Origin of the sequence: Streptomyces sp. NPDC047841, assembly GCF_040704085.1 — a bacterium.
Lineage (GTDB): Bacteria > Actinomycetota > Actinomycetes > Streptomycetales > Streptomycetaceae > Streptomyces > Streptomyces argyrophylli.
Window position 1 is genome coordinate 3,390 of the sequence record NZ_JBEYRP010000064.1, and the last position, 11,236, is coordinate 14,625.

At 70.9% G+C, this 11,236-nt stretch carries 7 protein-coding genes and 2 pseudogenes; 6 read left to right on the forward strand and 3 right to left on the reverse strand.

The genetic code is table 11. The annotated features are described in order from the left end of the window. Together AB0947_RS41950 and AB0947_RS41955 are read right to left on the reverse strand one after the other, a co-directional pair. Positions 1 to 1,229, reverse strand: a 1,229-nt coding sequence (locus AB0947_RS41950) for a GH25 family lysozyme (RefSeq protein WP_366755627.1), incomplete at its 3' end; no start/stop codon positions are given. Positions 1,230 to 1,354: 125 nt separating this feature from the next. After that, positions 1,355 to 2,263, reverse strand: a complete 909-nt coding sequence (locus tag AB0947_RS41955) for a peptidoglycan-binding protein (RefSeq protein ID WP_366755628.1) — start codon at positions 2,261 to 2,263, stop codon at positions 1,355 to 1,357. A gap of 155 nt (positions 2,264 to 2,418) precedes the next feature. On the opposite strand from AB0947_RS41955, the gene AB0947_RS41960 reads away from it, so the two are divergent. From AB0947_RS41960 to AB0947_RS41980, 5 genes are all read left to right on the forward strand, one after another. After that, entirely contained in the window at positions 2,419 to 6,255 is a 3,837-nt protein-coding gene (locus AB0947_RS41960) for a hypothetical protein (protein ID WP_366755629.1), read from the forward strand. A gap of 215 nt (positions 6,256 to 6,470) precedes the next feature. Continuing rightward, a complete protein-coding gene (locus tag AB0947_RS41965; RefSeq protein WP_366755630.1) occupies positions 6,471 to 6,854 on the forward strand; it encodes a peptidase inhibitor family I36 protein in 384 nt (127 codons plus the stop codon). A gap of 59 nt (positions 6,855 to 6,913) precedes the next feature. Beyond that, positions 6,914 to 7,834 carry a hypothetical protein gene (locus AB0947_RS41970; protein WP_366755631.1) on the forward strand — a complete coding sequence of 307 codons (921 nt, stop codon included), beginning with the start codon at positions 6,914 to 6,916 and terminating at the stop codon, positions 7,832 to 7,834. 89 nt (positions 7,835 to 7,923) lie between these two features. Next, complete coding sequence (locus tag AB0947_RS41975; protein WP_366755632.1) at positions 7,924 to 9,360, forward strand: hypothetical protein; 1,437 nt, start codon at positions 7,924 to 7,926, stop codon at positions 9,358 to 9,360. A gap of 502 nt (positions 9,361 to 9,862) precedes the next feature. Continuing rightward, complete coding sequence (locus AB0947_RS41980; protein ID WP_366755633.1) at positions 9,863 to 10,132, forward strand: hypothetical protein; 270 nt, start codon at positions 9,863 to 9,865, stop codon at positions 10,130 to 10,132. Positions 10,133 to 10,182: 50 nt separating this feature from the next. Here AB0947_RS41980 and AB0947_RS41985 read toward each other — a convergent pair. Then, positions 10,183 to 11,056 (reverse strand): annotated as a pseudogene (locus AB0947_RS41985) (IS5 family transposase). Between the two features lie 102 nt (positions 11,057 to 11,158). On the opposite strand from AB0947_RS41985, the pseudogene AB0947_RS41990 reads away from it, so the two are divergent. Further along, a pseudogene (locus AB0947_RS41990) lies at positions 11,159 to 11,236 on the forward strand (spermidine synthase); the annotation flags it as partial.

An 11,236-nucleotide genomic window follows, 5' to 3' on the forward strand; every position in this document is an offset into this window, starting at 1 on the left:
CCGTCCGCGGTCAGCCCCTTGCCAGACTGGAAGGCGAGCACCGCGCTCCGAGTGGCCGGGCCGAAGTCGCCGTCCACCGCGAGGGTGAAGCCGTGCGCGGCGACTTCGGCCTGAGCGGCTTTCACGGCCGGGCCGGTGTCGCCGGACTGCACGGTGACGATGAGGGCCTGCCAGGTGTCGGGGCCGACGATGCCGTCCGCGGTCAGCCCCTTGCCAGACTGGAAGGCGAGCACCGCGCTCCGAGTGGCCGGGCCGAAGTCGCCGTCCACCGCGAGGGTGAAGCCGTGGGCGTTGAGCAGGTACTGGATGGTCATGGTGCTGTGGCCGGTCGCGCCCTGTGAGACGATCGGCCAGCCGCTGCCGGGGGGCGGCGGGGGCGGGGTGTACGTGCCGTGAGCGAAGGTTTTGAGGTCGGCGGTGGTGCCGTTGAAGACGTCCTGGTCGCCGGGGAAGGTGCCGCTGTCGGCGTTCTGCCAGATGGTGTAGGCGGTCCAGCCGGCCGGTAGCGGAGTGGGCGAACCGCCGTAGTTGGCGATCCACAGCGGGTCGTGCTGGCCGGGGGTGGCCGAGTTGCCGGTGCAGGTCGACCACCAGTCGCGGGTGGAGTAGACGATTGGGTAGCGGCCGGTCTTGGTGTGGTATTCGGTGCTGAAGGCGGTGATCCAGGAGACCATCGCGCTTTGGCTGAGGCCGTAGCAGGAGGCTCCGTAGGGGTTGTACTCGATGTCGAGCGCGCCGGGGAGGGTCTTGCCGTCGTCGGACCAGCCTCCGCCGTGGGCGATGAAGTAGTCGGCTTGGGCGCTGCCGCCGGCGGTGTTGGGCAGGGCGAAGTGGTAGGCGCCGCGGATCAGGCCCGCGGCCGCGGATCCGTTGTACTGCTGGGAGAACTGGCTGCTGGTGTAGTCGGTGCCCTCGGTCGCCTTGACGTAGGCGAAGGACGCGCCTTTGGCCGCCACCGACGGCCAGTCGACGTTCTCCTGGAAGGCGCTGACGTCCAGGCCCTTCAGCGTCGTCGTGGTGTCGGGGACCGCCGCAGTGGCCGAGTGGTGAACGGTACGGGCCGGCAGGCGGGCGGTGAGCCCGGAGCCCATGTGGTCGGCTGCCTCGTGCAGGGGGTGGGCAGGCGCCGCCGATGCCACGGCTGTGCGGGCCGTGGCGTGCGGCAGGCCGGCCGATGCGGCCAGCACGGTCAGGCCGAGTGTGACGGCGGCGGCCAGGGTTCTGTGCATCGGTGGTTCTCCGTTCTCGAAGGTCGGCGCAGAACGCCAGCGCCGCGAGCCACGCGGTGTGCGGGTGCTCGCGGCGCCGGTCGGCAGGTGCGGGGTGGTGCCGGTGGACCGGTGGGAAGGTCCGGTCAGGGGCGGACCAGCCCGTAGAAGACGGAGCTCGACAGCGGGTAGCTCTTGTCGTAGACGCCGATCTGGCTGGAGTTGGCGGGGTTGGAGGTGTTGCCCGAGATCACGTAGACGGTCGATCCGTTGACGTGGTCGACGATCCCGATGTGGTAGCGGTTGGTCGCTGTGCCGAAAATGATCATGTCGCCGGGCAGTGCCGAGTGCAGCTGGCTGGTGCCGTACCAGCGGTTGTGGCTGACCGCCCAGTCGTAGACGTTCGGCACATAGGTCATGAACGGGATGTTCTCCCCGGCGTCCCGCCACACCCAGGTGGCGAAGGCTGCGCACCAGTCCGCGCAGATGCTGTAGGGCTTGCCGGGGACGCAGTTGCTGGAGTCGGCGCGGACGCCGAGCTGGCTCTTGGCCACGCTGACGATCTTGTCGCGCTGTGTATCGCTGGTGTGGCAGCTCGCGACGAGTCGCGTGATGCCCATCGACTTCATGGTGTCCGGGCCGGCGATGCCGTCGGCGGTGAGTTGGTGTTCGCTCTGGTAGTTCTTGACGGCGGTGGTGGTGCTGCTGCCGTAGTCGCCGTCCTGGGTGACCCCGGCCTTGCTCTGGACCTCCTTGACGACGGTCTCCAGTTCGCCGAGCGTCTGGGTGCCGATGATCCCGTCGACGCTCAGGCACCGGTCGGACTGGAAGGACTCGGCGGCTGCCTCGGTCTGCGGCCCGCTCACGCCGTCGACGGTGCCGGCGTTGTACGCCAGCCCGTTCAGGTCCTCCTGTCCCAGCTTGATGTCGGCCGAGTCCGCCGACGCCGTGGTAGGCCCGGCCAGCACCGCGCCAGAGACGAGTACCGCCGTGAGGGCTCCGAGTGCGGCCCTTCTCGTCCGCAGAAGTGCGGAATGCTTCACATCGCTGCTCATAGTCGTGCGTCCCTCTTCCCCGTGTGTCCGTCACCGCCGCGTCTGCGGTGGTGGCTCGTTTGTAAGGGACGAGACGTTGTCCGCTGTCGGCCGCTGGACGCCGGACAACACGCTCCGCACAATGAGCACTCCGCGAGGAAAGGTAGGAGGCGACGGTGCCCCGTAGCGAGCGGCCGTTAGACGACGAGGACACCCATCTGGGCAAGTTCGCGGCGGACTTGAGGAAACTGAGAGACAAGGCCGGCGCTCCGCCATACCGCAAGCTCGCCCGCGCCGCGCACTACTCCTCGACCACCCTCGCCGACGCCGCCTCCGGCCGTAAGCTGCCGAGCCTGCCGGTCACCCTCGCCTACGTCCGCGCGTGCGGCGGCGACACGGCGGAGTGGGAGCAGCGCTGGCACCGCCTATCGGCCGATCTGGCCCGCGCCGATGAACTCCCGGATGCCGTCGAAGGGAACGACGACTGCCCCTACGCGGGACTCAGCCCTTTCGAAGCCAAAGACGCCGACCGGTTCTTCGGACGCGAACGGCTCACCGAGGACCTGGAGTCCCGGGTCCGCGGGAATAGGTTCGTCGCGGTGTTCGGCGCCTCCGGCTCGGGGAAGTCCTCCCTGCTGAGGGCGGGACTGATCCCGCGGGTGTCCACCGGCCCGGCGCCCTGGATCGTGCTCGTCCTCACCCCGGGCGCCCACCCCTTCGAGGAGTGCGCGGCACGGCTGGCCGCCCTCACGAGCGCCTCCGCCGTCGCCCTCCACGACGACCTGCGAGCCGGCCCGCGTGCCCTGCACCTCACCGCGCTCCAACTACTCGCGGAGCAGCCGCCGGAGCGCGAACTCCTCCTCGTGGTGGACCAGTTCGAGGAGATCTTCACCCTGTGCCCCGACCCGCGCGAGCGGGCGGACTTCATCGCCTCACTGCTCACCGCGGCCGGCGCGGCCAACAGCCGGACCCGCGTCGTCCTCGGCGTGCGGGCGGACTTCTACGCTGCCTGCTCGCAGCACCCGGACCTCGTGGAAGCCATCCAGGACTCGCAACTCCTCGTCGGCCCCATGACCACCGAGGAACTGCGCCGTGCCATCACGCAACCCGCGGTCCAGACCGGGTTCACTCTCGAAGCCCCCCTGCTCGCCCGGGTGGTGGCCGAAGCGACCGGGCAGCCCGGCATCCTGCCCCTGGTCTCCCACGCGATGCGCGAGACCTGGCGCAGGCGGCGCGGCAACGCCTTGACCGTGAGCGGTTACGAGTCGGCCGGCGGCATCACGCACGCCCTGGCCAACACCGCCGAGACCGTCTACGGCGCCCTCACCGCACCGCAGCAGCGCCTGGCGCGCGGTATCTTCCTGCTTCTGGTGTCGCTCAACGACGGCACCGAGGACTCCAAACGGCGCCTGGCCAGGGACGAACTCGACCCCAGCGCGGACGCCGTTCTCGACGCGCTGGCCCGGGCCAGGCTCGTCACCCTCGACACCGACAGCGCGGAGATCACCCACGAGGCGCTTCTCCAGGCGTGGCCCAGGCTCAGCGGCTGGATCAGCGAGGACCGGGCCGGCCTGCTCGTGCAGCAGCAGCTCACCGACGCCGCCCTGGCCTGGGAACGCGAAGGGCGCGACGCGAGCGCCCTGTACCGCGGAACCCGCCTGGCCGCCGCCCGGGAATGGGCCCGCGAGCACACCGACGACGGGCGGTTGAGCGCTCGGGCCCGGGAGTTCCTCGCCGCCTCCTCCCGCCACCAGGACCGCGGCCTGCGGCGCCGGCGCGTCGCGGTCGTCGCGCTCGCGCTGCTGACCGTACTCGCCATGGCAGCCGCAGGGACCGCGCTGCAGCAGCGCTCGGCCGCCAGGTCCGAGCGTGATAGCGCAGTCGCGGGCGAGTTGCAGGCGCAGGCCGACCAACTGCGCGGCACCGACCAGTCGCTCGCCGCCAGGATGGACGTCGCCGGATACCGCTTCCGCCGCACCGACCTGCTCGCGACCGACCTGCTGGGCACCCAGAGCGCCCCCCTCTCCACGCCCCTCACCGGGCACACGGCGACCGTCTACGCGGTCGCCTTCAGCCCGCGGGGCCACCTGATGGCCACCGCGGGCCAGGATGACACCATCAGGCTGTGGAACGTCGCGGACGCCACCCACCCGGCGCCGCTGGGCGACCCCGTCCACGCCCGGAGCGGCGGCGTGATGTGGCTGTCTTTCAGCCCGGACGGCCGCACCCTCGCCTCCGCCGACCGCGACCACAGCGTACGGCTGTGGAACCTCACCGATCCGAAGCAGCCGACAGCGGGCTCCACGCTGCGAGGGCACACCGGCATCGTCTTCTCGGTGTCCTTCAGCCCGGACGGCCGCACCCTGGCCAGCGCGGGCGACGACGGCACCGTGCGGTTGTGGAACGTCTCCGGCCCCGCCCACGCGAGCGCACTGGGCAAGCCGCAGCGCAGCCAGAAGGGCGCCATAGCCTCGGCTGTTTTCAGCCCGGACGGCCGCACCCTGGCCAGCGCCGGCCACGACCACACCGTCCAACTGTGGGACGTCGCCGATCCCGCGCACCCGCGCACAGCAGGACCGCCGCTTCACGGCCACACGGACACCGTCTACGCGGTCGCCTTCAGCAGGGACGGCCACCTGATGGCGAGTGTCGGCAACGACTTCACCGTGCGGCTATGGAACGTCACAAACCCGGCGAAACCGGTCGCCGTGGGCACCATTCCCGACGCCGCCACCAACACCATCTACGCCGTGTCCTTCAACCCCGACGGGACAGTGCTGGCCACCGCCGGCGCGGACCAGACGGTCCGCCTGTGGAACGTCACCGACCCCTCGGCCCCCGTCGCACTGTGCCCGCCGCTCACCGGCCACACTGGCTACGTGTGGTGGCTCGCTTTCAGCCCCGACGGGCACTCCCTGGCCAGCGTCAGCGCCGACGCCACCGTACGGCTGTGGGACCTGCCCCGCACCGTGCTGCCCACCCCCACCTACCAGAACACCGTCGCCTTCAGCCCCGACGGGCGCGTCCTGGCCGCGGGCGGCACCGACGGCGCGATCCGGCTGTGGGACACCACCGACCCCCGCCGGCCCGCCCCCGCCGGCGCCCCGCTGCTCGGCAACGCACGCGCCGTGAACAAACTGGCCTACAGCCCCGACGGCCGTCTCCTGGCCAGCGCCGGCCGGGACGGAACGCTGCGGCTGTGGGACGTCCGCGACCCGGCACGTGCGCACGAGCTCAGCCGGCAGGCTCCCGGCCCGGCGCACGCCGCGATCACCACGGCTGTCTTCAGCCCGGACGGGCGCGTGCTGGCCAGCGCCGGTTACGACCGCATGCTGCGGCTGTGGGACGTCACCGACCCCGTCCACCCCGAGGAGATCGGGCGCCCGGTGACCGCCCACGCCGACGTCGTGAAATCGCTGGCCTTCAGCCCGGACGGCCGCACCCTGGCCAGCGCCGGTGCGGACGACACCACCCGCCTGTGGAACGTCTCCGACCCCGCACGCCCCACGCAGTGGTGCCCGCCGCTGGCCGCCCGCACCGGGGGCGTGGAGTCGGTGGCCTTCAGCCCGGACGGCCGTACCCTCGCCACGGCCAACGACGACCACAGTGTGCGTCTGTGGAACGTCGGCGATCCCCGGCACCCCGCCGCCCGGGCCACGCCTCTGACCGGGCACACCAGCTTCGTTCTGTCCGTGGCCTTCAGCCATGACGGGCGGACCCTCGTCAGCAGCGGCAGCGACGGCACGATCCGGCTGTGGGACGTCGCCGGCCCTGTCACGCCCTCCGCGTCGGGCGGCCCCGTCACCGGCCACACCGGACCGGTCGACCAAGCAGTGCTGAGCCCCGACGGCAGGACCCTGGCCAGCGCCGGCGACGACCACACCGTCCAGATGCAGGCCACCAGCTCCGATGTGGCCGTCAGCCGCGTCTGCGCGACCACGACCGGCGCCCTGCCCCGGCAGGCGTGGCACCGTTACCTTCCCGCGCTGCCCTACCGGCAGGTCTGCGGCTGAACCGGCCCTCAGCCACCGAGGCCCGTGTGGGCGCCGTGCCGGTGGGCCGGGCCTCCGCGTTGTCCGGCCCTTGTTGTCCGCCTGTCGCCGTACGACCGCGGACAACCTGCCCACGGTACGAAGGAACGGCTCCCGCGCAGTCACCGCCGGGAGCGGCCGTCGCCGGCACGCAGTCCGTGCGGGGCCGTGAACTCCCCTGAGACAGAGGTCACTCCATGAAGAAACTGCTTGTGACGGGCGCGGCACTGGTGTCCGCGGCACTGATCACCCTCGGTGCCACGGGAGGACCCGCGAGCGCCACCACGGTCCACGGCTGCGCCTCGCAGTACCTGTGTGCGTACGAGTCCGTGAACTACTCCAGCAGCCCCGGCCCCGTAAAGGACAACAACGCGGACCTGAGGTCCTACCCGAAGTTCCGCTACATGCAGTCCATCTACAACAACGGCGCCAGTTGCACGGCCTACCTCTGGTCCCAGCCCAACTACCAGGGGATCGTGCACTCGCTCAGCCGCGGCCAGGGCTACCCGAACCTCAACAACATCCCGGAGTTCGCCTCGACTGGAGTCGAGAGCAACGCCTGGTGCAACTCCCGTCCGTGATTCCCCTGCTGCCCCGGGAAGGGCCCGGGGCCGGCGCCCGCGTCGAGTGAAGGAAGCTGATGAGACACCAGCCAGGGCAGTCGCGACGACGCGTGACGGCGGCGATCGCCGTCCTCCTCGCGGCTGTCACCGCCGCGGCGGTCCTGGCCGTCTCACGCCCCGGCCGGGCACGCCCGGCCGCCCTTCCCCTTCCGTCGCCGCTCGCCTGGCTGCAACTGTCGAGCGCTCAGCAGACGTCGCTGGACCACGCAGAAGACGTCCTGGTCAGGCGGTGCATGCGCGCCCGCGGTCTGGACTTCGCGGTCGCGCCCACCACCGTGGCGCGGGAGTTCACCGACCCCAACCCCTACGGGCTGCTCGACCCCGCGACCGTGACCAGACAGGGTTACGGCCTGCACGCCGCCACCCCGCGGAGCGCACAGGAAAGTCGCACGCCGACGGCTGCCGAGAGCCGGGCTCTGCTCGGCACGGCCTCCCATGCGGTCAAGATGGCGCTGCCCGGGGGCGGATACACGGTGGAAAACACCGACGGGTGCTTCTCCCAGGCGCAGGACGAGTTGTACGGGCGTGCGTGGAAAGTGCTGCACTACGGTGAGGAGACACTGTTCGCCCGGGAACTGGCCCAGGTGCGGCAGGACCCGGATGTCCGGAAAGCGGAGAGCTCCTGGGCGGCCTGCATGCGCGCTTCCGGCTATCGCGTGGCGGCACTGCACGACGTGCGCCCCGACGCCGAGCAGCGCATGGCCGCCACCGGATCCGACCGGGCCGCGGGTCAGAGCGAGTTCGGCACGCTGTGGAAGCAGGCGCAGCGCGACGCCGCGTGCCAGCGGAAGACCGGGGTGGTATCCGCCTACCGTCGTGCCCAGGGCACGGTCGAGTCCGCCCTGATCCGCCCCCACCGCGGCGACCTCACCCGCCTGGCGAGCCTGCGGACCCACGCTCTCGCCCTGAGCGGCCGGTTGACGGGCACCGACCACTGACCGCAGGGGCGGCCACGCCGCGGAACAGCGCGGATCACCCGCCCCACCCCGAGAAAGGGGCAGCACCGATCATGTCAGGAAAACGGAGGATGGTGCGCACCGGCGTCCTCGCCGTGCCGGTCCTCACCGTCGTGCTCGCCGTCGCCAGCGCCTTCGGCGTGAGCTGGGACAACGTCACGCCCTATGTGAACTCCGGCAAGAGCACCACAGCACTGCAGCAGCTCGTGTGGTCGCCGCAGCCGGCAGCCAACCTCGCCGCGGTGGACACCGCCTACGCTGGCGGTCGGCTGAGCGCCGACGGCAGCCCCGGGCTGGCACAGGTCTTCAGCCACCCCAGCAGCCAGATGTACTACAAGACCAGCACCAAGTGCGCCACCCCGAGGCCGGCGATCGCCGCGGCCGACGCGGCGTACACGCTGGCCGCCTGGTGCTTCGACCCCACCAGCGACGAGGCGAAGCTGGACAGCTGGGTACCGCAGTCGCTGACCAGTTCACAGGACGCCGAGCAGTACTCGGGCTACAAGGCCGGCGGCGACCAGATGGCGGTGGTCTGGCGGCACACCGCCGACGCGGGCAACCGGGGGCGCTGCCCCGGCGTGCCCGACGACTCCGGACGATCAGTGGGTCTGCGCGCCACGTTCATTGACCGGCCCTACACCGACGGCACCCACGGCGGCTTCCGGCACGTGATGCTGGCGGTGCCCGGCGTCCCCAACGCCGCCGGCCTGACGTTCAGTCCCGTCTGCGACGTGCACGGCGGCGGGGTCGTCTGGTACGGACCGTACATGTTCGTCTCGCAGCACACCTCGGGGGTGCTGGTGTTCGACACCCGCCGCACGTACCTCATCCCTGACGACACGTCCTGCGGCCCGGACAGGACCAGCCCGGGGGTCAACGACATTGGGCAGGTGACCAACGCGTCCGGCACCACGCAGCTGTGCGCGGCGGGCTACCGCTACGTCATGTTCGAGGTGGGCCGGTTCGTCACCACGCCCTCCGGCTGCTCCGGCGCGCCCACCGACCTGTACACCGGCCTGTGCTTCTCGTCGCTGTCCCTGCAGTGGTCGAACGACTCCCTGGTCTCCGCGGAGTACCGGGACCCAACCGGTATGACCGCCTCCGGCGCCGGAGCACGCATCGTCGACTGGTCGACCGCCGACCTCCTCGACCGTATGAACACCGGGTCCACGAAACCGGTCACCGCAACCGGCCTGGCCGAGACGAACCTCGAGGGGGTCCAGGGCGTAGTGACCCGGCCGAACTCCTCCTCCGGACGCCCGGAGTTCTTCATCGACCGGACGGTACCCGGCAACGACAGCAGCGAGTTGTGGTACGAGCAGGACAACGACGGCGTCTGCCCGTCCAAGGGGACCTTCATCGACAACGCGGAGTCGATGGCGTACTGGCTGGACTCCTCCGGCAACGGCCACCTGTGGAGCATGAGCGAGAACGCGAACCGACGGATGCTGGTGCGTGTCTACACCAAGGAGTACAACGATCCACCAGCCGGCTGTCCCACCCAGTGAGCGAGGAGCCGTCGTCGTCCTACGGCGACGGCTCCGGCATCGCTCCGGGACGCGTCGGCCTCAGCGGCGGGCCAGAACACCGGGGAGTCGAGGACTTCGCTGACCCGGACGAAGCTGCCGCGGGTGCCGGGCGGGTCGGTGCGGATCTCGATGTCGGGGAAGGGCTTGTCGAACCCGGAGGCCTTGATCCCGTGGGTGACGAGCCGCCACTCCTCGCCCCCCCCGTGCCACCGCGGCAGCCGCGATGGCGCGGCCGGCCTGGCTCAGGCCGTAGAAGACCTGGAGAGGGCGCGTGGCGGGACCCACGACGGCGGCGGCGCGCAGCATCTGCTCGGTCTGCTCCAGGGCCGCCGCGTAGGTCTTGCGGCGGGAGGCCGTTCCGGCAGCCCTGCCCGGTGGCTTCCAGCGGCTGTCCCGCAGCCGCTCCCACGCCTCATCGGCGTTGATCCCGCCGGCGGAACAGCGCGAGGTACGCTTCGGCACCTCGCGGGCCGGGGCCGTCATGGTGCCGCTGTTCCGCACAGCCGACATCAACGCCCTGCCCACCGCACACCCCGAGATCGACTGGCAGCAGCTGCGCAACGTCGGGAAAGGCCAGCACTCCCCGCTCACTGCCCTGGTACAAGCCGAGCAGCAGGAGAACCAGGCCGCCGCGCTGTCAACGAACGCCCCGCTCGTGACCGCAACCGAGCCGGACCGCTCCACCGGCCGACCGAAAACCAGGCATAAAGCCTGCGGCCGACCCAAACATCCAGCCCGTTTTCCCCCATAACTCAAGTACCAGAGCATTCGACCGCCTAGGGCGTGTTGTGAAAGTGCTGGTCACAGCCACTCGTTGATGGCTGCGACCAGCACTGTCGCTGCGTAGCGGACGGCGAGTTTGTCGTACCGAGTGGCGACGGCCCGGTGACGCTTGAGCCGGTTGATCCCGCACTCGACCGCGTGCCGCTGCCTGTAGTCGTCCTTGTCGAACGCCGGTGGACGCCCGCCGCGCGAGCCACGCTTGAGGCGGTTGCGGATGCGGTCCGCAGGGACTGGGATGGTGGCTTTGATCCCGCGTCTGCGCAGGTAGGAGCGGTTAGCGCGGGAGTCGTACGCCTTGTCGGCCCGCACCCGGTCCGGCCGCTTGCGCGGCCTGCCGAGCCCCAGCCTCGGAACCCGGATGGCCTCCAGGACCAGCCCGAACCGCGGGGAATCGCCCCACTGCCCGGCCGTGATCACGACGGACAAGGGCTTCTGCCCCTGCTCGACCGCGAGGTGGATCTTGCTGGTCAGCCCGCCGCGGGATCGCCCGAGACCGTGGTCGGCCGGCTCGACGAAGATCCCACCGGGTGGCTCCTTCTGGAGATCCCCCTTTTCACCGCTCCGGCGGCGTGCTGATGAGCCCGGCAGACAGTGGAGTCGACGTTCACGTCCCAGGTGATCAGACCCTCCGCGTCCGCCTCGGGCTGGAGCCGGGTGAGGATCCTCGCCCAGGTGCCGTCCCGCTGCCAGCGCCGGGACAGGTCATAAACCCGGTCCCACGGCCCGTAACGTTCGGGCACGTCACGCCAAGGAGCACCGGTCCGGGTCCGCCACCGTATGCCGTCTATCAACTGCCGCCGCGTCCACACCTGCGGACGACCCGGCTTGATGCCTTGCGGCAGCAACGGCTCAGCCGGACCCACTGGCCGTTCGTCAGATCCCCACGTCCCACGACAGGTGATCATCAACGAACAAGATCCACTTTCGCAACAGACCCTAGAGCAGAGGTGAAGGCCCGGACCACGTCGTGGTCCGGGCACGGTGATCCGCCCCCACCGTGGTGGAGCGGGAACCGGCCGTCATCGGCTGGCACCGGGACGGACCGCTGGCCGAGGTGTCCGCCGGCGCGCTC

Bases quoted from the DNA above. Each gene is read 5' to 3' on its own strand.
- AB0947_RS41955 (WP_366755628.1), bottom strand. From the start codon at position 2,263: ATGAGCAGCGATGTGAAGCATTCCGCACTTCTGCGGACGAGAAGGGCC.
- AB0947_RS41965 (WP_366755630.1), top strand. From the start codon at position 6,471: ATGAAGAAACTGCTTGTGACGGGCGCGGCACTGGTGTCCGCGGCACTG.
- AB0947_RS41975 (WP_366755632.1), top strand. From the start codon at position 7,924: ATGGTGCGCACCGGCGTCCTCGCCGTGCCGGTCCTCACCGTCGTGCTC.
- AB0947_RS41970 (WP_366755631.1), top strand. From the start codon at position 6,914: ATGAGACACCAGCCAGGGCAGTCGCGACGACGCGTGACGGCGGCGATC.
- AB0947_RS41980 (WP_366755633.1), top strand. From the start codon at position 9,863: ATGGTGCCGCTGTTCCGCACAGCCGACATCAACGCCCTGCCCACCGCA.